Below are 25,402 nucleotides of genomic sequence, written 5' to 3' on the forward strand. Positions count from 1 at the left end.
GCGTTCACGTCAAGCTCTCCTTGTCAGTGCCATCGCCGTGCAGGTTGCGCAGGTCACGTACGTGGCGGGCATCGAGCGCATCCGCGCAGCGCCAGGTGCGGTAGACATTGAGCGCCGACGCCAGGACGTAGAACCCGGTGGCCCCCCACAGGCAGGCCACCACGACGGCGAGCGCGTGCCCGGGCACCACCAGTACGGAGAGCGGCGCCAGCGTCAGAACGCAGGCCTCCACCTCGACGGCGTACGGTGTGGGAACCATCCCATGCCGTGCCATCGCCTGGACGATCCGGCCGCGAAAGGACCGGCTGGCCGGCGTTCCACCCTCCACCGCGGCCTCGCCGAGCCAGTCGTGCTGGCTACCGCCGGGCAGGGACTTTCGGTGTGTCAGCGTCCACATGTACACCCCGCTGGTGGCGATGACCGCGCTGGCGAGGACCGGCGGTGCCGCGCCGGCGTTCACCACATACGTCGCCAGCGCCGCGTAGCTCAGGGTGATTCCCACGACGTCGACGATCAGGTCGAGGGCACCGCCCCAGGTCGTGGCCGTTCCGCGCAGCCGGGCCAGCCGGCCGTCGAGGCAGTCGACGAGGAAGCGCAGTTGGAACGCCACCGCTCCCACGACGAGCTGCCCGGTGCCGAACGCCACGGCGGCGCAGACCGCGAGGAACCCCGCGGCGAGCGTCACGCGGTTCGGGGTGACCCAGAGCCGGCGGACGAGGAGCCGGACGACCCGGTCCGCCACGGGGTCGATGACCAGCCGGGTCCAGATCGCCTCGAGTGGCTTGCGGCCGGTGATGCTGGTCGTGGTCATGGAGCGGACTCCTTGGCGGCCAGGTCGACAGGGTGGGCGTTGGAGAGATCGATGGGGTGGGCGGAGATCGTGACGGCCGCGGCGGGCGCGCCGGCTCGGGCCAGCTGCCGGGCCGTACAAACGAGGTCGTTCCGCCGGCTGTGCTCGAGGTGGGCGAGGAGGAGTGCGACGTGCGCGGTCCGTGCGCGCTCCAGTGTGCTGGTCGATTCGGCGCGTCCGTTCTGGAGGACGACGTCCTCGATCGTGGATCCGTGCGCCCGAAGAGGCTCCGCCGCCAGGGCCTGCCGGAGCTGACGCGTGACCATCTCGACCAAGGCCTGCGCGCAGCAGCCGGTGACCAGGATCCGCATCGGGTCAGACACGGACGTGGCCGGGTCTCGGTTCGTGTGCAGGCCTTCGACCAGCCGCCGGAGTTCGGGGTCGGCGTTCGGAGTCGACCCGAGGCGACGGGCGTCCAGCTGCGCGATGACGTCCAACCCGGTGGCCGCGACCACGCCCGCCGCGTCGGGTACGTAAGGCCGGAGACGATCCCGCAGGCATCCCACGCCGATCCCGCAGACCAACCCGGCAAGGAGCCCGGATACCGGCGGCACCTCGTCGTTGTCGTCGCGCGGATGGGTGGGCAGCGTCGCCGGTCGCACGATCTCGGCCGGCGCCGCCGTCGTGGTCGCGGCGGTGGCGAGCGTCTGGTCGATGCGCGCCATCTGCGACCGGATATGTGCGCGCAAGGCACGGTTGACAGGGACGGTGGGGCTTCGCGGGTCATCCTGATTCGCCGGAGCGAACGCGTCGGTGAGCATCTCCTGCAGGCGGACCCGCTGTTCGACCAGGGCGGCACCGGCGTGCTGGGCACGCTGGGCGAGAATCGCGGACCGCTGGCGGATGAACTCCGAGGCGATCAGGTCAGCCCCGCGCCGGGCGGCCGCGGGATCGGCGGCGTCGAAGCTGATGGTGAAGACGCGGGTGCTGGTCGGAACGTCGATCGACAGGCGCTTCCTGAGGTCCGCGGCGGTCGTAGCAGCACCGAGCTGACGGGCCACCGCGCCCAGGACAGTGTCTGATGTGATCAGCGCGGCCTCGGTGTCCTGGGTCCATTCGCGGGGCGCGCGCTGGGACGTCCCCGACCGAAGATCCACCTGAAGGTACGCGGGCGTGCCGGGAGCGAACACCGTGACGGCCGACTGATAGATCGGCGGGGACAACACCGTGAGAAGCAGGCCGACCATGAGCCCAGCGAGGGTGAGGACACCGATCACCGGCAGGTGCCGGCGGAGGACACGAAGGTGACTTGCGAGTTCGACGGTGTGGGTCTGCCGGGCCGGCGTCGCTGAGGGCGTCCGGGTGGTCATCGCGGGACCAGGAGGTCGTCGAGAAGGCGCAACAACCAGGCGGTCCGGGCGTGCAGTGGCGCGCCTTCGACGAGATCGCAGGCGAGAACGTAGCGGCGGGCGAGCTCCACAAGATAGCTGACCATCACGGCGGTCGGATGGTTGCCGCCGAGCAGGTCCGAACCGCCGTCCCACCGCTGGCGGACGAGCCGCTCGGCCACGCGTTCGCCCCTCGCCCGCAGCACGGTGTGAAGGCGGTAGTGGGCCAGATCGAAGCCGAGGGGTACGCCGGTCGCGAAGCGCTCGAAGTCCCACAGCAGGACCCGGTCGCCGTCCCAGGCCATGTTCCATGGCGTCCAGTCCCCGTGCCAGGTGCCGACGGTGACGCAGCGGTCGCCGTACCTCGCCTCGGCCTCCGCGACGATGCGCGCGAACGCCGCCGCCCGGGCACTGTCCTGCAGCGAGCCGACCGCGGCGCGGGCCGCTCGCCAGGCGGGACTGACGGCGAGCGGGTGCCGGGACGTGCCGAGCCGCACCGCGAGTTCGTGCATCGCGCCGGTCGGGATGGTCCGTCGCTGCCGGCCGCCCGACGATGGACGAACCGGCGACAGTACGAGGATTTCGAGGTCGCGCCACCGCCCGTGGTGCAGCACCCTTGGCACCTTCAGCCGGCTCGCGGCGGGGGTCTCAGAGGTGGCGGAGGTGGCAGACCAATAGTCGCGGAGGGCCTCGGACTCTCCACGTACCAGCGCGGTCGTCGACGGTGAGGTGCCCACCTTCACGAAGGCGAGCGTCGTGCCGTCCGGGGTGAGCACCTGCAAGACGGGCTTGCGGTTGGCGCGCGGCGGCCCGACCCCGATGCTGACCACCACGTCTTCACCGAGGATCCGCCCGAGGTGGGTTTCCAGCGAGTCGACCGCCGCGCCGTGCGGGACGGTCACCCGCAGGCGGTACGGCATCATCCGGGCGAGGAGCTGCGTGCCGGCGGGCTGTCGTACGCACGCGGACAGCACGGACCGGACGGCGCGTTCGACGAACGACAGGCCCTGGCTGTATCTCCGTAGGGCTTCGGCGGCGACCGCGGGAGTGTGCGTCGGCAGCGCAAGGCGAGGTTGACGGGGATGGGGAAGGATGAGGAACTCCCGGAGGACGGCGCGCTCCTCGTCGGGTTCCTCGGTCGCGGATTCCCCGACCGTGGGTTCGCTGGTCGCGGATTCCCCGACCCGGGGTTCGCTGGTCGCGGGTTCCCTGGCGGCGTCCCGGCCGATCGTGCTGTGGGCGGGGGCCGGCCAGAGCAGGCGGGCCGTGTCGTTGAGGGCGTCCAGGGTGTTCTGGGCGCCGGACCCGCCGGTCATCGGGCTCCACCCACCTGTCCACCCACCTGTCCACCCACCTGTCCACCCACCTGTCCAGCCACCGTGGCTGGCTCCTCGCGCGGGTCGGAGCCGCCGCGCGCCAGCAGCCCCAGCGCGATCATGACCGTGACCATCGGGGCGCCGAGGGTGTCGTAGACGAAGAGCTCGATGGAGAAGAACACAAGGACACAACAGCCCGCGATCGCCAGAGGTGACGGGTCGCGCCAGTGGGCGAAGAACCTCCGGGCGAAGAACGCCACGAACAACCCCAGCCCGAGCAGGCCCTGGGAGAAGACCACGAGCCAGATCTGGCCCTGCGTACCCAGGGGCGGCACGCCACAGGCCGGGCAGTCGGGGGTGGATCCGCCGGCGATCGAGGCGAAGCTGCCCTTCACGTCGCGGGTCGAGCCGTATCCGAGGATCGGCGAGCCCTCGACGACGTTCCGCACGGTCTCGGTGGCGAGTTGGGCGCGGCGGTCGTTCGAGTGGGGAGCGTCGAGCCGCTGCTGCACGATCGTGCTGAGCGGGCTGGCGACGAACGCGACCGCACCCAGGACGGCCGCCACGGCGAGTGCCTGGACAAGCCAGTAACGGCCGAGCAGCGCCAGGCGTACCGCCACGTAGCAGATGCCGACACCGAGGGCGAGCCACAGACCGCGGTTGAGGGAGTAGACCGTCGGCACGAGGCCGGCGAAGAGGACGAGCGGCGCCACCCGGCGTCGCCACCCGGCGGTCCGGCCACACCAGCCCAGCAGGAAGAACGGCAGGTAGAGCGAGAAGTTCGCGCCCCAGGAGTTGGCGAAGGAGAACGGTGCGATCGGCCGCGCCTCGGCGTACCCCAGCACGACCTGGATATCCGCGGCGGCCGGATGGATCATGCGGTTGACGAACTCGTTCGTGGCGATCCCGTGCGGCAGCAGCAACTCCATCAGAGAGCGGAACTCAAAGCCGGGCGCGGCCACACCGAGCAGCCCGCCGCAGACGGTGACCACGAACATGAAGCCGAGCAACCTCAGCACCCGGGTCGTGGGCAGGGCGCGGTGACTGGCGTTCAGAACGTACAGCAGGACGATCGTCGCGGCGACGTACATCCCGGCCCGGTAGCCGAAGACCATCAGCCGGTTCGCGCCGCCGCCACCGGGCACGCCTCCCGGCGCGTCGCTCTCGAGCAGAGTTGCGCTCGCCGCCACGCAGAGCAGGAAGAGCACCCAGAGGCCGAAGCCACGCGGCACCCGGAGCGGTCGGTGCCGCAGAAGCTCGAACGCCATCGGAATGGCCAGGAGGACGAAGGCGAACACGCCAAGACCAAGCGCCCACCAGAGCGGGAAGCCGAGGAAGAGCACACTGAGGGGCCAGCCAGGGCCGAGCAGTCGAGGCCGGGGAGCGGCGGCCGGGGGAGAAGCCGGTGTCGTGGGATGAACGGCTGGCCGCCTACCCGTCGTCGACATGGCAGGCAGGCTCGGCGTATCTACGGCCCGCACCGGGTCGCCCTCCCCTTCGGCCCTCACAAGGCCGCTGACTCCGCTGCACGGGGCGTGCTCAGGCTGTGCTCGCGCACCAGAACCGCGCGACGTGGGCCCCCGGTTTCGTCGAGGATACGAGAGATCGTGGGACCCGGAACGACAATTCGCGATTTAGGTCGGGTCATCTTGCACCGAGGGTACGCCGAGGGCAAACTATGGCCTACGCTTTCGCGTTCCAACCTCTACTACCACCTACCCCCCAAAACTTGCTTGCTTCGGATCCTGAGGGGGTCGGTTGTGTCCTGTTCCTGGGGGGAACCCTTGTTACTGCGCCGGATCGGCGTGGCTCTCGCCTTGGTGTGTGCGTTGGTGCCGGCGGCCTTGGCCGCGACCCCGGCATCGGCTGTCCAGACGCCGCAGCCGAAGGTCGTGAGCGACGATCCCGTCAACTGGACGCCGCACGTGCTCGATGGCCGGGTGAAGGCAATCGTGCAGGCTGGCGACACAGTCATCCTCGGTGGTGCCTTCACACAGGTCAGCTCCGCTGACGGCGCCACCATCCTCAACCGCTCCAACATCGTCGCCTTCAACGCGAAGACCGGAGCCATCAGCACCACCTTCGCGCCGCAGGTCGACGGCGAGGTGACCGCGCTCGTCGTCTCCGACGACGGCCGGTCCGTCTTCGCCGGCGGCTTCTTCAACACCGTCAACTCCCAGCCGGCCAAGAGCCTGGCCAAGATCGACCTCTCGAACGGCCAGCTGACGCCGGAGTTCATCACGCCGGCCATGGACGGCCGGGTCAAGGACCTCAAGCTCGCCGCCGGCCGGCTCTGGGTGGCCGGACACTTCGGCTACGTCGGGGGCAAGAAGCAGCCGGCCCTCGTCACGCTCAACCCCACGACCGGTGCGTTCGACACGTTCAACCGCGTTGTCTTCGACGGACCGCTCAACGACTCCGTCCTGCAGGTGCTGAAGATGGACATCACGCCTGACGGCTCGCGGTTGGTGGCGATCGGCAACTTCTCCACCGTGCAGGGGCAGCCCCGCGTGCGGCTCGCCGTCCTCGACCTCACCGGTAGCGAGGCGCAGGTCGCCGACTGGCAGACCGACTTCTTCGCGGCTGCCTGCTCGGCGTCGTTCGACACTTACATGCGAGACCTCGACATCTCACCGGACGGGTCCTACTTCGTCGTCTCCACCACGGGTGCCTACAGGGCACCACCGTCGCCGTGTGACACGACCAGTCGCTGGGAGCTCGGCGCGCGCGGGTCGGGTCTGTCGGCCACCTGGGTCGACTACACCGGCGGCGACACGACGTACGCCGTTGCGATCACCGGCACCGCGGTCTACGTCGGCGGGCACATGCGCTGGCAGAACAACCCCTCGGGAAACAACCGCGCCGCGGCTGGCGCGGTGAGCCGGGAGGGCATCGCGGCGCTCGATCCGGCGACCGGCCTGCCCCTGCGTTGGAACCCCGGCCGCACCCGCGGCGTGGGTGTCTTCGACATGCTCGCGACACCCGACGGGCTCTGGGTCGGCAGCGACACTGACCGGATCGGCAACTGGGAGTACCACGCGCGGATCGCGTACCTCCCGGTCGCCGGCGGCACTGAGGTCCCGAACCCCTCGGTCGCCGCGCTGCCGGGCGACGTCCACCTCGTTCCGTCTTCGGGCACCAGCCCGGTGAAGCGGTCATTCGACGGCACCACCGTCGGGTCGACTGGTGCGGTGCCGAGCGGTGGCATCAGCTGGCAGAACGTCAAGCAGGGCTTCATGCTCGGCGACCAGCTCTACTCCGGCTGGTCTGATGGCACGTTCACGCGGCGCGGGTTCGACGGTACGACGTACGACGCGCCGATGACCATCAACACCGCCGACCAGCTGGTCGCGGACTCGGTCTGGCACCAGGACGTCGCCAACCTCACGGGGATGTTCTGGTCGGGCGGTCGGCTCTACTACACCCGCAGCGGCGCGAGTGCGCTTTATTACCGCTACTTCACGGTGGAGAGCGATGTCGTCGGAGCCCAGCGCTTCACCGCGAGCGCCAGCATCACCGACGTGGACTTCTCGCGGGTGTCGGGCATGTTCGTCGTCGGGGACAAGCTCTACTGGGCGTCGTCCGCCGACGGCAACCTCCGCCGGGTCGACTTCGTGGACGGCAAGCCGGTCGCCGGCACCGTGCGGGTCCTGAGCGGCCCCACCGTCGACGGCAACGACTGGCGTTCGCGAGCGATGTACGTCTTCACCCGCGCGACCCCGCCGCCCAACCAGCCTCCGGTCGCCACCATCACCAACACCTGCACCAACCTCGCCTGCGAGTTCGGTTCGGCGGGTTCGTACGACCCCGACGGCACGATCGCGTCGTACGCCTGGGACTTCGGTGACGGAGCGACCGCGAGCGGACCCACGGCCTCGCACACCTATCCGGCGAGCGGCACCTATCCGGTCCGGCTCACCGTGACCGACGACGACGGCGCTAAGACCAGCACCGAGGTCCCGGTGACGGTCCGCCGTCCCAACCAGGCGCCCACCGCGTCGTTCACCGTCGAGTGTGACGATCGCGCCTGCTCGGTGAACGGCAGCGGGTCGAAGGACCCCGATGGCACGATCGCGTCGTACGCCTGGAACTTCGGTGACGGAGCGACCGGGAGCGGAGCCACCGCGTCCCACACCTACGCCGCCGACGGTGCCTACACGGTCCGTCTGACGGTCACCGACAACGAAGGCGCGATCGGACAGATCGAACGCCGGATCTCCGTTGCCGCCAGCGGCACGTCCGTGCGGTTCGTCGCCCAAGCCGGCGCCAACGGCAACCTGCTGACGCACAAGGTGACCATCCCGACCAGCGTCGCGGCCGGTGACCGGTTGCTGCTCCTGCTGACGATCAACTCGACGACACCGACGATCTCGGCGCCGAGCGGTGTGACCGGATGGTCAGGTGCGGGGGCGAAGTCGACATCCAGCATGGTGAGCCGGGCCTGGCAGAAGAAGGCCTCGGCCACCGACGCCGGCGCCACTGTCAACGTCACCTTGTCGGCGTACGCGAAGGGAGACCTCACACTGGTCGCGTATCGCGGTCCCAACGTCATCCTTCGCACGTCCACGTCGGCGGCCGAAACCACGTCGCAGACCACGCACAAGACCCCGACTCTGACCGGCGACGCCTCGTCATGGTTGGTGAGCTACTGGGGCGAGAAGTCGTCGTCCGCGGCCGGGCTGACCGCTCCGACCGGCCAGACCGTACGCCGCACCGGCACCGGCACCGGCAGCGGCCGGATCGCAGCGCTCCTGACCGACAGCGGGCGTACGCTCGGCACCGGCGGCACGGCCGGCGGCCTGACCGCCACCGCCGACACCGCCAGCGCGCAGGCCACGATGTGGTCGTTCCTGATCGGACCCACGCCATGAGGGCCCGCGGGCGCGCCAGCCGGGCGCTCCTGCTCGCCGTGCTGGTGGCGCTGAGCCTCGGGGCATGCGCGAAGGCCGGCGCCGGGGATGACGGTGCGGCGGTCAGCACGCCAGCTGGTAAGGACGCGGCTGGGCGGTCAGCTGGGTCTGCTGACCAGACCGCCACCGCTGGCAAGCCCGCCGCCACGGAGCAGCCGGGCGCGGGTGGTGAGCCGACGCGACGTTCGCCAAAGGAGTTCGCCGAGCAACCGCTGGAGCAGCAGAGTTCGGCGAAGGCCCGCCTGGTCGGACTCGACGCCGGGCGTGGCAAGGGTGTGGAGACGGTGACCTTCACCTTCGCCGACACCAAGGTCCTGCCGAGCTACCGCGTGGCGTACGTTGACGCCATCCGCGCGCACCCGGAGGATGACCCAATTCCGATGGAGGGCAAGGCCTTCCTGGAGGTCAGCTTCTCCCTGACCAACCCCAACACCAGGGGCCGGTTGGCGGTGCCACCTGATCTGGCGCCGGACCAGCCCCTGGTCAAGTCGATCCTGCTGGCCCGTAACCTCGCGGGCAGTCTGGGCTTCGGGGTCGGGCTGGAGAAGCGCTCGGCCTTTCGGGTGCGTGAGCTGCACAACCCGACGCGTTTGATAGTGGAGGTACGCGCCAAGTGAGTGGGACGGGTCCGGCCGGCACAGGTGTGACGAGGCTACGCTCGGCCGCACCGCCGTGGATGAAGCGATCCGGACGGGTGGTGAGCCGGACCCTGGGGCGCTACACCTCAGGTGGTCGGCTGGTGCCGAGCTTCCTCCTGGCCGGAGGGCAGCGGTGTGGCACCACCTCGTTGCACCGCGCGCTCATCGCACACCCTGTCGTCGCCGGGCCCGTCCTTCACAAAGGCGTCAACTACTTCGATCTCAACTACGACCGTGGCCCGGCCTGGTATCGCGGCCACTTTCCGCTCCTGTCGACCGCCCGCCGGCGAGCCGGTAACTGGTCAGTCGGCTCCGGCGAACCCCAGGCCATGGAATCCACGGGCTATTACCTCTACCACCCGCTGGCGTTGCCGCGGATCGCCCGCGACCTGCCGGGCGTACGCCTCATCGTCATGCTGCGCGACCCGGTCGAACGGGCCTACTCGGCGTACAAGCACGCGGTCGCTCGGGGCTTCGAGACCGAGTCTTTCGAGCGGGCTCAGGAGTTGGAGCCCGAACGCCTCGCGGGTGAGGAGGAGCGGCTGGCCTCCGACCCGAGCTACCAGAGCCACGCGCACCGCCACTTTGCCTATGTCGAGCGGGGACGGTACTCCGAGCAGCTGCGGCGGGTCTTCGACCTCCTCGGCCGCGATCGGGTGCACGTTCTCGAAAGCGAGGAGTTCTTTACGAAGCCGGAGGACTCCTACGCCGAGGCGCTCGAATTCCTCGGACTCCCGAGCTGGCTGCCGTCGTCGTTCGACCAACACAACGCCCGGCCTAGCGAGCCTATGCCGGGTTCGGTCCGGAGGCGGCTCGAGGAGCATTTCCAGCCGTACGACGAGGAGCTGACGAACCTGCTGGGCCGCACCCCCACCTGGCGTCGCTGACTGTTGGGCGTTTGCCTGTTTGCCGACTGCCAGCGGCTGTCGAGTTGATCAACGGCGGCCGAATCGGACATCGGCAGCGGCACGTGTCCGAATTCAGGACCGTTGATCAACTCCACGCCGGACGGCCTTCAGAAAGGGTGGCGCTATGCCGGAGCCCGTGTCTGTGAACCAGACGACCGCGCCGGCTCCGCTGAGAGTTCCGGAACCTCCACCGCCGTCGTCGAGGCGCACGGTGAACTCGATACCGGCTGGTCCCACCTTGGAGAGGGAAAGGGTGCCGGAACCGATATCGATAGGACCGGGCTGGGAGACGGATACCTCGCAGCGCCCCCCCAGACTACGCTCGCGGCACCCAGAATTGGGATATCTCCCGCCCGCCTTGGGTGCCGACATCTACCAGCAACGCATGCAACGTCATGAGGTGCTGCTCAGCCGGCTCAAACAGTTCCCCGCCCCTATCCGCCCGACCTCCTAGTCGAGCGGGGGGAGTTGGCTGCCGAGTTTGGGTACGCCGAGTTGCCGCTGGAGCAGTTCTCCACAACTACGTCGGCACCGAACACCTCCTGCTCGGCATCCTCCGCGACCGGCAGGGGGCGGTCGCCCGGATCCTGGCCGACCGGGGGCTGACGCTCGCCGCGGTCCGGGAGTCGGTCCAGGCACTCCTCAACGAGTTCCTCCGCGCCCGGCAGTGATCGAGCCGCACCCGATCGGGCGTCGAAGCCACGAATATCGCCGCCCACCCTGTCGGCGAGGCGCGCTAGCCTGGTGCGAACAACCCCGGTCCGCTCCGCGAATCGGGGCGTTTGTGGTGCGTCGTGCCTGTATGTGGTGCTCCAGTACGCAGGACCCGCGCCCACGCACAACCCCTCCAGGCGAAGGATCCCATGAGCCTCACCGGACTCGTCGAACTCGTCGTCGCAGACCCCGCGCTCACCGCCGCGGTGGCTGCCGCGCAGGCGCCGACCGCCGCTCCGCTCGATCTCACCGCACCCAAGGCCCTGCAGCCGTTCGCGGTGGCCGCTCTCGCCGCGTCCCCCGAGCACGGCGGCGCCGGTCGGACCGTCCTCGCTGTCACGGCGACCGGCCGGGAGGCCGAGGACCTCACCGCCACGTTGCAGAGCCTGCTCGGCGACGAGAACGCCGCCGTCTACTACCCCGCCTGGGAGACGCTGCCGCACGAGCGGCTCTCACCGCGTTCTGACACGGTCGGACGCCGGCTCGCCGTGCTGCGCCGGCTGGTCCACCCCACCGATGAGACCCCCGCGCCACGGGTGGTGGTCGCGCCGGTTCGCAGCGTGCTGCAGCCGCAGGTCAAGGGCCTGGCCGACCTCGAGCCCGTGTGGCTGCATGTGGGTGACGAGGTTGATCTCGAAGACGTCGTACGCCGGCTGGCTGGCGCGGCGTACCACCGGGTCGACCTGGTGGAGCGGCGCGGTGAGTTCGCCGTCCGCGGCGGGATCATCGACGTCTTCTCGCCCACCGAGGAGCACCCGATCCGGGTGGAGTTCTTCGGTGACGAGGTGGAGGAGATCCGTGCGTTCAAGGTGGCCGACCAGCGGTCCCTGGGCGCTCTGGAGCACGGACTGTACGCCCCACCGTGCCGTGAGCTGCTGCTCACCGACGAGGTGCGGGACCGCGCCGCCAAGCTCGCCGACGCCCATCCCGAGTTGGCGGAGTTGTTCGAGAAGCTCGCGAACGGGCACGCGGTCGAGGGGATGGAATCGCTCGCGCCGGTGCTGGTCGACGAGATGGAGCTGCTGGTCGACCTGATGCCGGCCCGCACCCACGTGGTGGTGTGCGACCCCGAACGCGTTCGCAGCCGCGCACACGACCTGGTGGCAACCAGCCAGGAGTTCCTCGAGGCGAGCTGGGCGGCCGCGGCCGGCGGGGGCGAGGCGCCGATCGACCTGGGCGCGGCGGCGTACCGCTCGCTCGGCGAGATTCGTACGCATGCCCTGGCCAGGGACCTCGCCTGGTGGAGCGTCTCGCCGTTCGCCCTGGAGCCGGAGGCCGAGCCGGCCGGTCCGCAGCGCACCGAGATGGGTGAGATCGTCCAGCTCGACGTGGACGTCGAGCGGGGAGCCGTCGAGTCGCACAGCATCGTGGCCCACGGCGCCGACGCCTACCGCGGCGACACCGCCCGCGCGCTCGTCGACGTCGGACGGTGGCTCGGGGAGGGGTGGCGGATCGTCTTCGTCACCGAAGGCCACGGTCCCGCCGAGCGCCTCGTCGAGGTCCTGCGCGGTCAGGACATCCCGGCCCGGCTCGCCGACCGGCTCGACACCGTCCCCGAGGCGTCCGTCGTCCACGTGACGTGCGGGCGGCTCGACCAGGGCTTCGTCGCGCCGGAGGTCCGGGTCGCGATCCTCGCCGAGGCCGACCTGGTCGGGCGTGGCGGTCCGTCCACCAAGGACATGCGCCGGATGCCGACCCGGCGGCGCCGCACCATCGACCCGCTGGAGCTGCGCCCCGGCGACTACGTCGTTCACGACCAGCACGGCGTGGGCCGCTACATCGAGATGACCCAGCGCACGGTGGGCAGCGGGCAGCAGCGCACGACGCGGGAGTACCTCGTCCTGGAGTACGCCCCGTCCAAGCGGGGCCAGCCCGGCGACCGGCTCTTCGTACCCACCGACCAGCTCGACCTGGTCACCCGCTACGTCGGCGGGGAGCAACCCAGCCTTGACAAGATGGGCGGCTCCGACTGGGCCAAGCGCAAGGGCCGCGCCCGTAAGGCGGTCAAGCAGATCGCCGCCGAACTCATCAAGCTGTACGCCGCCCGCCAGGCCACCCACGGGCACGCGTTCGGACCCGACACGCCCTGGCAGCGCGAGCTCGAGGACGCGTTCCCCTACATCGAGACGCCCGACCAGCTCGCCACCATCGAGGACGTCAAGCTCGACATGGAAAAGCCGATCCCGATGGACCGCCTCGTCTGCGGCGACGTCGGATACGGCAAGACCGAGATCGCGATCCGGGCGGCGTTCAAGGCGGTCCAGGACGGCAAGCAGGTGGCGGTGCTCGTCCCCACCACGTTGCTCGTCCAGCAACACCACTCGACCTTCGCGGAGCGGTTCGCGCCGTTCCCGGTCACGGTCAAGGCCCTGTCGAGGTTCCAGACCGACAAGGAGGCCGAGGAAGTCCTGCGGGGTCTCCTGACCGGCGAGATCGACGTGGTGATCGGCACGCACCGGCTGCTCAGCACCGAGACGGCGTTCAAGGATCTCGGGCTGATCGTCGTCGACGAGGAGCAGCGGTTCGGCGTCGAGCACAAGGAGAAGCTCAAGGCACTGCGGGCGAGCGTCGACGTCCTCACCATGTCGGCGACGCCCATCCCGCGCACGCTGGAGATGGCGATCACCGGCATCCGCGAGATGTCGACGATCATGACGCCGCCGGAGGAGCGCCACCCGGTGCTGACCTTCGTCGGCGGGTACGACGAACGCCAGTTGACCGCGGCGATCCGCCGTGAGCTGCTGCGTGAGGGCCAGGTCTTCTTCGTTCACAACCGGGTCAACACGATCGAGAAGGCCGCGGCCCGGATCCGCCAGCTGATCCCGGAAGCCCGGGTCTCCGTCGGACACGGCCAGATGAACGAACACCAGCTCGAGCAGGTGATCGTCGACTTCTGGGAGAAGCGGGCCGACGTCCTGGTCTGTACGACGATCGTCGAGGCCGGCCTCGACATCTCCAACGCCAACACGCTGATCGTCGAGCGCTCCGATCTGTTCGGGCTCTCCCAGCTTCACCAGCTGCGCGGGCGGGTCGGCCGGGGCCGGGAGCGGGCGTACGCCTACTTCCTCTACCCGCCCGAGCGCCCGCTGACCGAGACCGCCCACGACCGGCTCGCCACGCTCGCCCAGAACACCGAGCTGGGCGCCGGCATGGCCGTCGCCATGAAGGACCTGGAGATCCGCGGCGCTGGCAACATGCTCGGCGGCGAGCAGTCCGGCCACATCGCCGACGTCGGCTTCGACCTGTACATACGCCTGGTCGGCGAGGCGGTCGCGGAGTACCGCGGCGACGGAGGCACCGAGGAGGCCGAGGTCAAGGTCGAGCTGCCGGTCGACGCGCACCTGCCGCACGACTACGTCGACAGCCAGCGACTCCGGCTGGAGATGTACCAACGGCTGGCCGCCGTCCGCGACCTCGACGAGGTGGCGCAGGTGGGCGAGGAACTCACCGACCGGTACGGCGCGCTGCCGCAGCCGGTGGAGAACCTCCTCGAGGTGGCGAGGTTCCGCCTGCACGCCAAGAAGGCGGGGCTCACCGACGTCACCCTGCAGGGCAACCAGGTGCGGTTCGGTCCGGTGGAGCTGCGGGAGAGCCAGGAGCTGCGGTTGTTGCGGCTGTATCCCCGCACCATCGTCAAGCGGCCGACCAAGACGATCCTGGTTCCTCGGCCCGCCACCGCGCCGATCGGCGGGCAACCGCTGCGGGATGTGGAGCTGCTGCACTGGGCCCGCGACCTCATCGACGCCGTACTCCTGGAGGCGGCGGCAGCGGCCGCGCGGTAGGCGAGCGCGGCGGCCGCGGCGGAAGGCAGTCTCCGCGGTCGCCGCGGACCGTTCTTCTGGGCGACGCGGATCGGCTCTCCGCGTTGTCGGCTCTCCTGCGCATTGTCACGGAACGTGGTCGCCGGGTGCCTTTGTGACAATCAGTTATGGTTGCGTCGGCTTTGGCCCCTCCACTGGGGCCGGAACCACCCAGCGGGCTGCCCGCCACGTTTGACGAAGAGCGCAACACCAGGGAGTGCGCATGCCGTTCGACAACCTGCCTGTTGACGACGGCTCCGTCCAGGAGCACAGGCCACAGCTTCCACCCGGACGCCATCGCCGCCCCCGGCGTGGGCTGGTGATCGCAGGGGTCGCGGCCAGCGTGCTGGCGGTTGGTACGGCCGCGACGACCGCGGGCTGGTACCTCTTCGGTACGACACCCGTTGATGGTGGCCGGGGACAGATCGCGGCGAGTGTCGTGCGTCCGAGTTCCGTGGTGACCCCGTCGCCGGGTGAGGACTCCTCGAACCCCGCACCGACCTCCCCGTCGGCCCGCGTCTCCGGCGCGACGAGGCTGACGCCGGGTACGCCGGCAGCGGGGCCGTCCCCGACTGGCATCGCGGTGACCAAGCCGCCAGCGAGCCCTTCTCCCCTCGCGGCGTTCTTCGGGCCGGACTCGACGGGTCGTACTCCGGCGCCGACGCAGCGGCGCGACATCGCGCCGGCACCGCGTCCGACCTCCTCGCCCGCGCCCGTGCCGACGGAGCCTGAGCCGACAGATCCCGGGCCGACCCGGGCCGCACCCGTGCCGACGGAGCCCGCACCCACCCCGACGCAGAGCCGGACGACGAGTCCCAAGCCGACGTCCGCACCCACGACTCCGGCACCGACGCCGAGCCGGACCACGAGCCCCAAGCCGACGTCCGCACCCACGACTCCGACACCGACGCCGAGCCGGACCACGAGCCCCAAGCCGACACCCAGGCCGACCACCTCGGCCCCGACTCCGACTCCTACGGCGACGCCCACCCCAACGCCGACGCCCACGCCCACAAAGACCGGCCCGCCGTTGCCGTTGCCGCTGCCCACCCTGCCGTTGCCGACGCCGACGCTCTCGCTGCCGCCGTTGCCGCTGCCCACGCTCACCACCGAGCCCACCTCAGCGGCACCCGAACCGGGCGCGCAGTAGGCCGAGTGCGGAGAATCAGCTCAGTACGTCAGCTCAGTAGGTCCTGCCGCAGCGGCTTGCTGAAGTAGCGGCCGTCGGGCGCGTCGCGGTAGTGGCCGAACCCCGGGATCGGTGTGTAGCCCGAGGAGGCGTACAACGCGAGTGCCTCGGGTTGTTGGGTTCCCGTGTGGAGGACCATGCGGCACAGCCCAGCCACGGCGGCGGTGCGCTCGAGTTCGGCCAGCAGGGCGCGGGAGTGCCCCTGGCCGCGGGCGCGCGGTGCGACGTACATGCGCTTCAGTTCGACGTCGCCGGGGAGCAGGTCGGGATCACTCCCGTCGTGCGTACGCCACCCGCCGCAGCCGAGCGGCTTGCCGTCGTCGTCGTACCCGATCACGAAGATCCCGCCCGGGGGAGCGAACTCCGCCGGATCGACCGGCGTCGTGTCCCGGCCGCCGTAGCGGTGGACGTACTCCTGCTGCAGATCCTCGATGAGTGCCTCAGCGTCGGGGTGATCGTAGGGAACGGCGCGGAACTCCACGTCGATGAATGTAGCCGGCCGGTGCGCGACCGGCGCCGGCACGGGGACCGTTTGGGCACGCCCGCGGTGGTGTGGTCTGATGTTTCCGGCTTCGCTCCTGACCTCGTTCCCGTGCGGAGGATCACTCGGACATGTCCAGCGTCCCCAGCGTCACCCTCAACAACAGCGTGGAGATTCCCCAGCTTGGCTTCGGCGTCTGGCAGGTGCCTGACGACGAGGCGACCTCGGCTGTCCAGACCGCCATCGAGTCGGGATACCGCAGCATCGACACTGCCGCCATCTACCGCAACGAGGAGGGCACCGGGCGGGCGATCGCCGCGTCGGGCGTACCCCGCCACGAGCTCTTCATCACCACCAAGCTGTGGAACTCTGAGCAGGGTTATGACACCACGCTCGCGGCGTTCGACGAGAGCCTGCGCAAGCTGGGGCTCGACTACGTCGACCTCTACCTGATCCACTGGCCGACGCCTGGCCAGGACAAGTATGTCGACACCTGGCGGGCGTTCGAGAAGCTGTACGCCGACGGACGGATCCGGGCGATCGGCGTCTCGAACTTCCACGCCCACCACCTGAAGCGGCTCTTCGACGAGACCGAGACGGTGCCGGTCCTCAACCAGATCGAGCTGCATCCGTACCTCGCGCAGGGCCCGTTGCGGGAGTTCAACGCGCAGAACGGCATCGCGACCGAGGCGTGGAGCCCGCTCGCGCAGGGCGGTGACGTGCTGACGGACCCGGCGGTCGTCGCGCTCGGAGGGAAGTACGGCAAGACGCCCGCCCAGGTGATCATCCGCTGGCACCTCCAGCTCGGCAACGTGGTGATCCCGAAGTCGGTGACGCCGACGCGGATCAGGGAGAACATCGACGTGTTCGACTTCGAGCTGTCCGCTGATGACGTGGCCGCGATCACGGCTCTGGACAAGGGGCAGCGCACCGGGGGAGACCCCGACGTCTTCGGCGCCTGAGGCTCTGCTCTCTAGCTCTTTGAGGCGGCTCGGGACTCGCGCGACAGCGGGTCTCGGGCCGCCGCGTCGTCATCGGCTTGACACTCGCCGACGCCCTCGTCGTCAACATCGCCTTGACGGCCATCGTCGTCAGAGCCGTCACATCGCTCCGCGGCCGCGCTCTACGGTCTCGGTCACCTCCCGGCTGACGTCCACGAGTTCACCCTCCCCGCTCGCAAGCAGACCCGCCGCCCGGACGTCCGCCTCCATCGCGGAGATCTTCCGGATGGCAGCTGGCTCACTCTCCACGGTCTTCCGGTCACCCGGCCACGCCGGATCACCGCGGATCTCCTCGCCGAGCGAGAGGATCCGGGAGCCGTCGGCGAGCTCATCGTCGACGCGCTCCGTTCTGGCAATGACTACCCCGGCACCGTCGCGCGCGCGATCGCGCCGTACGCCGCTACACATGGCCTTCGCCGTGGTGACGGCGTTGGCCTGCTTCGTTGGCTCCTGGACCTGACCGGAGACCTCGAACGGCAGACCTGGCTCGAAGAGGCTGCCGCCACCGACCCAGACGCAGACGGCGGGAAGAGCGGTGCCGCGTGACGACCGACGAGCAGCGCTACAAGACGCCCGAGGCCGCCCGGCGCGCGGTCACCGACAAGCTGAAAGACCGAGCCGTGAGGATCACCGCCAACGGAGCTCAATCGGCCCGGGTCAAGGTCCGGTCCCTCATGGGCGCGAAGCTCTGGGCCGCCTTCCAGATCGACATCGTCGCCGACGGCGTTGTGATGACCGGGCTTCCCGAGCCGGTGCCACCGCTGACAGAGGTCCGCATCATTGACCGCGAGCGGGCGATCTGGAAGGCCTACCCGCTGGTCGACCACGTCGCCGACAAGGTCTGTGCGATCCTCGAGCGCCATAACGGCAAGCCCTCGACCCGCTTCAAGGACCTTGTCGACCTGGTCGCGATCAGTCGCGGCGCAACCGTCGAAGCCGATCTCCAGAAACGGGCCTTGGGAAATGAGGCTGTACGACGGGACCTCGAGTTGCCAGCCGCCTTCGACGTTCCCGACCGGACCATCTGGGAGCGCGGTTACCGCGCCGAGGCCCGCCGTACGGTCGGCCTCGGCGCGGTCGATCTCGAGGCAGCATTGACCGTCGTACGGCCGTTCCTCGATCCGCTCCTCGACGGCACGGCCACAGGCTCCTGGGGCCCCGACGCCCGAGCCTGGGCGTAGCCACGCCGCACGTCGATCTCGTCCGCAGAATCGCGAACCTCACACCAGCTGGGTAATCGCCTCGACCAGAAGCCAGACCCCGAAGATCGCGAACAACGCGGACGCGCCGTACCGCACCGCCTTCTCCGGCAGTCGCTTCCCCAGCTGCTGCCCGATCACAATGGCGATCGCGTCCGCGACGACCATGCCGACGGTGGATCCCAGCCAGGTGCCGAACCACCCGTGCTGGGTGGCCAGGGTGATCGTGGCGAGCATCGTCTTGTCGCCGAGTTCGGCCAGGAAGAACGCAATGGTGACGGCGATGATCGCGGATCGCTTTGCCCGCTGGGCTTTCTGGCGTTCATTCTCGGTCAGGACGTCGCCACGAAGTGTCCATCCCGCGAAGCCGAGGAACGCGATCGCCGCGATCAGTGTGATCCATTCCGTGGGCAGGGCCGCGCCGAGACCGAAACCGAGGCCGACCGAGACGGCATGCACCACGGCCGTCGCGACGGTGATCCCGATCAGTACCGGCATGGCCCGGTAGCGAGTGGCGAAGGTCAGGGCCATCAGCTGTGACTTGTCCCCGAGCTCCGCGACGAAGATGACTCCGAAGCTGATGAGGAAGCTGGTGGTCAGGGCGTCCATACGGGCGTTTCTCCTCGATCCGTGCCGGACCGAGGGCTAGCCCAACTGGGATGGCAGCCAAAACCTCGACCCGGCATATCGCCTGGGTCGAAGGTCTCGCCCGCCTCGACAGGAGGCCGCCGGGCCGGGCATCCATCGGGGACGCCAGTGTGTCGACCACGGCGTTGTGGGCTACTCCCCTTCGCGCTGACAAGGGTGGCCCGGGACCCGCTTGATTGTCAAACAGTTGCGCAAGTATTCGAGGGTTGTGCCGAACGTCACACCGCCAGATGCCTCCGAACGCTGTCGTACGGAAGAATCGGGAGGTGATGAGCGACCCTGGCGAACCACCCCGTTCAGCGGGTCCGTCCTCTGGGCACCAGCCCGCGGCACCTACGCCTCCGACGGCTCCGCAGCTCAAGGCCGCCGCCGACACGTTCGACCTGCTGTCCGCGCCCACGCGGCTGCACCTGGTGTGGCTGCTCGCCCGCCATGAGTACGACGTCGGCACCCTCGCCGAGCACACCGGCGCCACCGTCGCCGCGGTGAGCCAGCACCTCGCCAAGCTCCGCCTCGCCAGCCTGGTCACCGCGCGTCGGGACGGAAGGCGGCAGATCTACGCGGTGGAGGACCCGCACGTGCTCACGCTGATCGAGCAGATCTTCGAGCACATCGCGCCCGACGGTTCGCTCGCGCCCGACCCTCCGACGCCGACCCACCCGAGCCGCCGCCCGCCAGCGGGCTGACCGCCGGTGACCTTACCCCCGGCGTGCTGACCGCCAGGGCCAGCTGACAAACCACCCCGCCGACGGCAGGCCGGCCTCAGGGCGTCGCGTGGCCCGACTCCCACGCCCAGGCGGCGATGCCAACCCGGTTGCGTACGCCGAGCTTGCGCTGGATGTTCGCAATGTGCGTCTTCGTCGTACCAGCCGAGATGAAGAGCTCAGCGCCGATCTCGGCGTTCGTCCTGCCCGTGGCGACCAGCCGGGCGACCTCGATCTCGCGGTCGGTGAGCGTCTCCTGCGGTCGCGCCCCTGACGCCGGCCGCTGCGCGGTCAGGTGCCGCAGCAGCCGTACCGTCACGGAGGGGCTGATGAGCGTGTCGCCGGCCATCGCCGCGCGTACGGCCTCGACCAGCAGCGTGGGCCCGGACCGCTTCAGGAGGAAGCCACAGGCGCCGTGCCGCAGAGCCGTGTGGACGTACTCGTCGAGGTCGAACGTCGTCACCACCACGACCTTCACCGGGTCCTCGACGTCGGGGCCGGCGAGCTGGCGGGTGAGTTCGAGCCCGTCGAGGCGGGGCATGCGGATGTCGGCGAGTACGACGTCAGGGCGCAGGAGCCGGGCCAGCTCCAGCGCGGAGGCGCCGTCCGCTGCTTCGCCGACGACCTGCATGTCGGGTTGGGCGTCCAGGATCAGGCGGAATCCGCTGCGGATGTTCTCCTGGTCGTCCGCGATGAGGATGCGGGTGGTCACGTCGGTCATGCTGTCAGGCCGATTCCGTGCTGGGCAGGGGGAGCGACGCCGTCGTACGCCAACCGGCGCTGCCATGGGGTCCGGCGCTGAGCCGACCACCGAGCGCCTCGACGCGTTCGGTCAGGCCGAGGAGCCCAAGCCCGCCACCGCGGCGTTCGCCGGCATCGAACGCCGCCGACGCCGGGACCGCCGAGGCCGCCGAGGCCGCTGAGCCCACTGAGCCCGCTGGGGCCAAAGCCGACGATGCCGGGCTGCTGTCGTTCGTCACGGTCACCGTCAACGCGGGGTTGCCCGCGGTGCCGGACCGCTCGATGACCACGGTGACGTGGGAGGCGGTCGGCGCGTGCCGGCGTACGTTCGTCAACGCCTCGACGATGATCCGGTAGACGGTGGTGTCGACCTCGCGCGGGATCTGAACGCCGTCCGGCGCCACCTGGAGGTCAACGGTGCTCTGGCCGCTCGCGGCGAAACGCGCGACAAGGTCGGGTACGTCGGCGGTTCCGACCAACGGCATACGGCTGGCAGGACCGCCTAGCTCAGGTCCACCGGCCGGCTCATCGCCAGTGTCGTCAGCGCCGGTAGCGGGCGATTCCTCCACATCGTGGAGCATGTGCACGGTGCGGTCCATGGCGGCCAGCGCCTGAAGGCCGGCCTCCTCGATCCGTTTGAGGGCGTCCAGCACCGCATCGGGGTCGTGCGGCGCGATCACCTGGGCCGCCTGCGCCTGGACGACGATGCCGCTCACGTCGTGTGCCACGAAATCGTGCAGATCACGCGCCAACTCCAGGCGCTGCGACCGGCGGGCGGCCAGCACCGCGCGGACGCGGTTGGCGTCCAGAGATCGCAGGTAGCTTCCGCCGAGGATCGCGCAGACCGCTCCGGTCGTCCAGAACGCCACCGCGGCGGCCTGGTCCATGGGCGGGAGCGCCTTGATCGGGCGGAGGATGAGGGTCGCCTGGGCGACACTCGCGAGGCCCGCATAGAACCACACCTGCGGAACCGGCACATGGCGGACGACCAGGACGATCAGCCAGATGAGCGCTGCGAGTTCGGCGAGGCCGGCTACCTGGATGGGTGTGCTGTTCGGTGCGGCCCACAGCAGCGTGACGCCGAGGGAGACGGCCGACACAGCCGCTGACACCGCCATCACCCGGCGGGCCGGTCTGGCGCCACCGATCAGCAGGCCGAGTAGGCCAGCTACGGCCACCCCCGTGGGCACGGTGACGAACGGGCCGGCGAACGGCGCCGCGACGACGCCGAGCGCGACCGTGCTCGTGGCGACGGCCACGGCGACCCGGCTCCGGGTCACCAGGCGCGCCTCCCGCTGCTTCCGCATGGGAAGAGGGTAGGCAGGGCGACCGACGGCCGGCGTCCGCCAAACAGCCGAGCCCGCCAGACGCCGTACGCCGTCCAGTCAGCCGATCGGCCGATCTGGTTCGCCGGCCGCACAACCGGGGTCGTCCCCGCCGGCGACCGTGCGGCGGCACCCCTCAGTCCCGCCCGGCGCCAGCGTCCCAGCCCCGCGCCCGCCCCCTACCCGCCGGCACCGTGGGGTCCTTGCGTACGATCAGCTGCGACGTGGCTGGCATCCAGTGGCTCACACGCCCAGAGGAAAGAGGTCCCGTGGTCGGTCAGAGGCACACTCGTCGACTTGCCGGAGTCGCACTCGTCGCCGCGCTGGGGCTCTCCGGCTGCGGTGCTGCCGCCGCCGCGAAGCCTGGCGCTGCGGCCCAGGTGGGCGGCGAGGCGATCTCGGTGAGCTATGTCCAGAAGCAGCTGGACGAGCTGCTCGCGCAGGCCGGTCGTACCAACCTCGGTCAGACCGAGCTCGCCGACACCCAGCGCGCCCTGTTGCAGCAGCTCATCGAGGACTCCCTGATCGTCGCCACCGGGGAACGCCTCGGCGTCACGGCGAACCAGTCGGCGGTCGACAAGGTGAAGGACGAGATCAAGGCCCAGCAGGTCATGATCCCGGCCGACATGCTCGACGGGTTCGCCCGCTGGGTGGCGCTTCGCCGCGACCTCGCCACGAAGCTCCTGGGCGTGGCGCCGACCACCCAGGATGAGCAGGTCAAAGCCGACGAACTCATCGCCCAGGAGTTGGCCAAGACCGCCAAGGCGGTCGGCGTGACGGTCAACCCCCGCTACGGCGAGTGGAGCGGCGCACAGCTGCGGCCCGGTGGCCAGCTCGTCACCACCGAGCCCACCGCGCCGGCGACCGGGCTCCCTGAGGCTCCGGCTCCCGCCGGCCCATAGCCTCGTGTCATTGAGCCTCGTGCCATCGTCGGTACCGTGACCAGCGGTCGTGTCGTCCTGCTCCTGACCACCCCGCGGGTGGCTCCCGGTCTGCTGGCCTGGCCGGCGTGGGAGCTGCTGCGTAGCGCTGACCGGGTGTTGACCGGCGACCCGCACCACTCCCAGCTACCCGCGATCGCCGCGGCGGGCGTGGCTGTCGAGACTCTCGATCAACCGGACGCGCCGCTCGCCGTCGCCCGCACCCTCCTCGACGCCGCCCGGGCCGGCCGTACCCTCGTCTGGCTCACGGCCGACGACGGGGACCCTGGGCTGGCCGACGCGCTCGGCCAACTGCTCGCCGGCCAGGCCGAAGCGGGCGTGCCGGACCTGCCCGAACTCGAGGTACTCCCTGGTTCGTACGACCTGCCAGGCTCCCGGCTGCTCGACCTGCTCTCGGTGATGGACCAGCTCCGTGACCGGTGCCCGTGGGTCAAGCAGCAGGACCACCGGTCGCTGGTGCGGTACCTCATCGAGGAGGCGTACGAAACGGTCGAGGCGATCGAGACCGGTGACCGCACGCATCTGCGGGAGGAGCTGGGCGACCTGCTCTTCCAGGTGGTGTTCCACGCCCGGCTCGCCGAGGAGCACGCCGAGTCGCCGTGGGCGATCGACGACGTGGCGGGTGATCTGGTCGAGAAGTTGGTACGCCGCAACCCGCACGTCTTCGGCGAGGCGACGCCCGCCGACGTGGCCGAGATCGAGAACGTCTGGGACCAGCTCAAGCTCGCCGAAAAGCGGCGTACGTCCGCCGTCGAGGGCGTACCCCTCGGCCTGCCCGGACTCACGCTCGCCGAGAAGCTCCTCGGACGTACGTCCCGAGCCGGCCTCGACCTTCCCCTCCCGCGGGTGGAGCCGCTGCCTGACCAGCCGACGGCCGAGCAGCTGGGCGAGGCGTTGTTCGGGCTGGTGAACGCCGCACGGGAGGCCGGCCTGGATCCCGAACAGGCACTCCGCGACGCCTGCCGCCGCTACATCGCCGCCGTCCACGCCGCCGAATCCGGGTCGGGCTCGGGTTCCTGAGCAGCAGCCGCCGCCACCCACAATGACCACGTATACGTGGCGCGTACCTGCCTCACATGGCACCGACACCATGTGAGGCGGGTAATGACCACGTATACGTGATCATTGTGGAGCGGGCTCGGTGGGCCTGAGGTCGCGCAAGTAAGGGGCGCCGCGCGACCTCTAAGTGGCGGGTCGGTTCGCCGGACGTTCAGCTGGCGCCGATACCCTCAGGTGTCAAGCCTGTGTTGTCCTGGCCTCGTCTCGCACGGGGTCGTCCACCACAGCCGCAGATCTTTTCGGAGGAATCCTCGTGGCCACGATCGATGCCGTCACCGCCCGCGAAATCCTTGACTCGCGCGGCAACCCCACTGTCGAGGTCGAGGTCGGGCTCGACGACGGCACCATCGGCCGTGCCGCCGTTCCGTCCGGCGCGTCGACCGGTGCGTTCGAGGCGGTCGAGCTCCGTGACGGCGACGACAAGCGGTACGCCGGCAAGGGTGTCGACAACGCCGTCCAGGGTGTGATCGACCTGGTCGGCCCGGAGCTGGTCGGCTACGAAGCCAGCGAGCAGCGCCTGATCGACGCCAAGCTGATCGACCTCGACGGCACACCCAACAAGGCCAAGCTCGGTGCCAACGCCATCCTGGGCGTGTCGCTGGCGGTGGCGCGCGCGGCCGCCGAGTCGGTGGACCTGCCGTTGTTCCGGTACGTCGGTGGGCCCCACGCCCACCTGCTTCCCGTGCCGATGCTCAACATCGTCAACGGCGGTGCGCACGCCGACAACGACGTTGACTTCCAGGAGTTCATGATCGCCCCGATCGGAGCGGCGACCTTCGCGGAGGCGCTGCGCTGGGGTGCGGAGACTTACCACGCTCTGAAGTCGGTGCTCAAGGGCCAGGGGCTCTCGACCGGCCTGGGTGACGAGGGCGGGTTCGCGCCCAACCTGCCGTCCAACCGCGCCGCGCTCGACCTGATCGCGACCGCGATCGAAAAGGCCGGCTACCGTCTCGGCACCGACATCGCGGTGGCGATCGACGCCGCGGCCACGGAGTTCTACGACGCCGAGACCCACAGCTACTCCTTCGAGGGTGGCCAGAAGAGCGCCGAGCAGATGGCCGCCTACTACGGCGAGCTGGTCGCGGCCTACCCTCTCGTCTCGCTCGAGGACCCGCTGGCCGAGGACGACTGGGCCGGCTGGTCGGGGCTGAACGCCTCGATCGGGTCCAAGGTGCAGCTGGTCGGCGACGACCTGTTCGTCACCAACCCCGAGCGGATCGAGCGCGGGATCGCCGAGTCCGCGGCCAACGCGGTGCTGATCAAGCTCAACCAGATCGGCACGCTGTCGGAGACCCTCGACGCGGTGGACATGGCGCACCGGGCGGGCTTCCGCACGATGATCAGCCACCGTTCCGGCGAGACCGAGGACACCACCATCGCCGACCTCGCGGTCGCCACGAACGCCGGGCAGATCAAGACCGGCGCGCCCGCCCGCAGCGAGCGGGTGGCGAAGTACAACCAGCTCCTCCGCATCGAGGAAGAGCTCGACGACGCGGCCCGCTACGCCGGCCGGTCGGCGTTCCCGAGGTTCGCCGACAACAAGGGCTGAGTGCCCGGCCCGCTGCTGGTCCTGGCGTACGACGGCGGCCCGGGTATGGGCGGCCGTCGTACCCGCCAGCACGGGCCATCTCCCGCACCCGTGACCGCTGT

21 protein-coding genes are annotated in these 25,402 nt (G+C 70.0%); 11 read left to right on the top strand and 10 right to left on the bottom strand.

The genetic code is table 11. From position 1 onward, the window contains the following. Positions 1–4: 4 nt before the first annotated feature. The 4 genes from B141_RS45675 to B141_RS0115605 are packed head-to-tail and all read right to left on the bottom strand — an operon-like array spanning position 5 to position 4,942. On the bottom strand, positions 5–811 hold the full coding sequence (locus B141_RS45675; protein ID WP_020576107.1) for a CDP-alcohol phosphatidyltransferase family protein: 807 nt from the start codon (positions 809–811) through the stop codon (positions 5–7). Next, on the bottom strand, positions 808–2,160 hold the full coding sequence (locus B141_RS0115595) for a Wzz/FepE/Etk N-terminal domain-containing protein (RefSeq protein WP_020576108.1): 1,353 nt from the start codon (positions 2,158–2,160) through the stop codon (positions 808–810). The genes B141_RS45675 and B141_RS0115595 overlap by 4 nt, the downstream gene beginning before the upstream one ends. Further along, entirely contained in the window at positions 2,157–3,494 is a 1,338-nt protein-coding gene (locus tag B141_RS49320) for an aminoglycoside phosphotransferase/kinase family protein (RefSeq protein ID WP_020576109.1), read from the bottom strand. Before B141_RS49320 ends, B141_RS0115595 begins: the two co-directional genes overlap by 4 nt. Continuing rightward, entirely contained in the window at positions 3,491–4,942 is a 1,452-nt protein-coding gene (locus B141_RS0115605) for a hypothetical protein (protein ID WP_202805791.1), read from the bottom strand. Before B141_RS0115605 ends, B141_RS49320 begins: the two co-directional genes overlap by 4 nt. A 357-nt stretch (positions 4,943–5,299) precedes the next feature. Between B141_RS0115605 and B141_RS50715 the strand changes: the two genes are divergently transcribed. The 5 genes from B141_RS50715 (at position 5,300) to mfd (ending at position 14,446) form a co-directional block, all read left to right on the top strand. Beyond that, positions 5,300–8,365: a PKD domain-containing protein gene (locus B141_RS50715; RefSeq protein ID WP_020576111.1), complete on the top strand. Its 3,066-nt coding sequence runs from the start codon at positions 5,300–5,302 to the stop codon at positions 8,363–8,365. Then, entirely contained in the window at positions 8,362–9,021 is a 660-nt protein-coding gene (locus B141_RS0115615) for an AMIN-like domain-containing (lipo)protein (protein ID WP_020576112.1), read from the top strand. The genes B141_RS50715 and B141_RS0115615 overlap by 4 nt, the downstream gene beginning before the upstream one ends. An 80-nt stretch (positions 9,022–9,101) precedes the next feature. Continuing rightward, positions 9,102–9,929, top strand: coding sequence for a sulfotransferase (locus tag B141_RS0115620; RefSeq protein ID WP_202805792.1), 828 nt, complete (start codon positions 9,102–9,104; stop codon positions 9,927–9,929). 416 nt (positions 9,930–10,345) lie between these two features. Next, positions 10,346–10,621 (top strand): Clp protease N-terminal domain-containing protein, encoded by a 276-nt coding sequence (locus B141_RS47470; RefSeq protein WP_084678314.1) that lies wholly within the window; start codon positions 10,346–10,348, stop codon positions 10,619–10,621. Between the two features lie 192 nt (positions 10,622–10,813). After that, on the top strand, positions 10,814–14,446 hold the full coding sequence (mfd, locus tag B141_RS0115630) for a transcription-repair coupling factor (RefSeq protein WP_020576114.1): 3,633 nt from the start codon (positions 10,814–10,816) through the stop codon (positions 14,444–14,446). 144 nt (positions 14,447–14,590) lie between these two features. Here mfd and B141_RS50310 read toward each other — a convergent pair whose 3' ends face one another. Beyond that, the gene (locus B141_RS50310; protein ID WP_169512937.1) at positions 14,591–15,571 is read right to left on the bottom strand and encodes a TrbL/VirB6 family protein; all 981 of its coding nucleotides are present in this window, start codon (positions 15,569–15,571) and stop codon (positions 14,591–14,593) included. 71 nt (positions 15,572–15,642) lie between these two features. Next, positions 15,643–16,134, bottom strand: a complete 492-nt coding sequence (locus B141_RS0115640; RefSeq protein WP_040421436.1) for a GNAT family N-acetyltransferase — start codon at positions 16,132–16,134, stop codon at positions 15,643–15,645. A gap of 131 nt (positions 16,135–16,265) precedes the next feature. Between B141_RS0115640 and B141_RS0115645 the strand changes: the two genes are divergently transcribed. Next, the gene (locus B141_RS0115645) at positions 16,266–17,096 is read left to right on the top strand and encodes an aldo/keto reductase (RefSeq protein ID WP_020576117.1); all 831 of its coding nucleotides are present in this window, start codon (positions 16,266–16,268) and stop codon (positions 17,094–17,096) included. A gap of 138 nt (positions 17,097–17,234) precedes the next feature. Here B141_RS0115645 and B141_RS0115650 read toward each other — a convergent pair whose 3' ends face one another. Next, entirely contained in the window at positions 17,235–17,543 is a 309-nt protein-coding gene (locus B141_RS0115650; RefSeq protein WP_020576118.1) for a hypothetical protein, read from the bottom strand. Positions 17,544–17,578: 35 nt separating this feature from the next. On the opposite strand from B141_RS0115650, the gene B141_RS0115655 reads away from it, so the two are divergent. Beyond that, positions 17,579–18,316: a nucleotidyl transferase AbiEii/AbiGii toxin family protein gene (locus tag B141_RS0115655; protein ID WP_084678315.1), complete on the top strand. Its 738-nt coding sequence runs from the start codon at positions 17,579–17,581 to the stop codon at positions 18,314–18,316. A gap of 39 nt (positions 18,317–18,355) precedes the next feature. Here the strand turns inward: B141_RS0115655 and B141_RS0115660 are convergent, their stop codons facing one another. Continuing rightward, entirely contained in the window at positions 18,356–18,943 is a 588-nt protein-coding gene (locus B141_RS0115660) for a TMEM165/GDT1 family protein (protein WP_020576120.1), read from the bottom strand. Positions 18,944–19,251: 308 nt separating this feature from the next. Here B141_RS0115660 and B141_RS0115665 point away from each other — a divergent pair, with 308 nt between their 5' ends. After that, the gene (locus B141_RS0115665; protein ID WP_040421438.1) at positions 19,252–19,668 is read left to right on the top strand and encodes an ArsR/SmtB family transcription factor; all 417 of its coding nucleotides are present in this window, start codon (positions 19,252–19,254) and stop codon (positions 19,666–19,668) included. A gap of 76 nt (positions 19,669–19,744) precedes the next feature. Here the strand turns inward: B141_RS0115665 and B141_RS0115670 are convergent, their stop codons facing one another. Together B141_RS0115670 and B141_RS40880 are read right to left on the bottom strand one after the other, a co-directional pair. Beyond that, positions 19,745–20,407: a response regulator gene (locus B141_RS0115670; protein ID WP_020576122.1), complete on the bottom strand. Its 663-nt coding sequence runs from the start codon at positions 20,405–20,407 to the stop codon at positions 19,745–19,747. A 4-nt stretch (positions 20,408–20,411) separates the two neighbouring features. Next, on the bottom strand, positions 20,412–21,734 hold the full coding sequence (locus B141_RS40880) for a sensor histidine kinase (RefSeq protein ID WP_020576123.1): 1,323 nt from the start codon (positions 21,732–21,734) through the stop codon (positions 20,412–20,414). A gap of 287 nt (positions 21,735–22,021) precedes the next feature. On the opposite strand from B141_RS40880, the gene B141_RS0115680 reads away from it, so the two are divergent. From B141_RS0115680 to eno, 3 genes are all read left to right on the top strand, one after another. Beyond that, a complete protein-coding gene (locus tag B141_RS0115680; RefSeq protein ID WP_020576124.1) occupies positions 22,022–22,654 on the top strand; it encodes a SurA N-terminal domain-containing protein in 633 nt (210 codons plus the stop codon). Positions 22,655–22,690: 36 nt separating this feature from the next. Beyond that, positions 22,691–23,713, top strand: a complete 1,023-nt coding sequence (locus B141_RS51435; protein ID WP_020576125.1) for a MazG nucleotide pyrophosphohydrolase domain-containing protein — start codon at positions 22,691–22,693, stop codon at positions 23,711–23,713. A 292-nt stretch (positions 23,714–24,005) separates the two neighbouring features. Continuing rightward, a complete protein-coding gene (eno, locus tag B141_RS0115690) occupies positions 24,006–25,301 on the top strand; it encodes a phosphopyruvate hydratase (RefSeq protein WP_020576126.1) in 1,296 nt (431 codons plus the stop codon). Positions 25,302–25,402: the final 101 nt, after the last annotated feature.

The organism is Actinopolymorpha alba DSM 45243 (assembly GCF_000373925.1).
In the GTDB taxonomy this organism is placed as follows: domain Bacteria; phylum Actinomycetota; class Actinomycetes; order Propionibacteriales; family Actinopolymorphaceae; genus Actinopolymorpha; species Actinopolymorpha alba.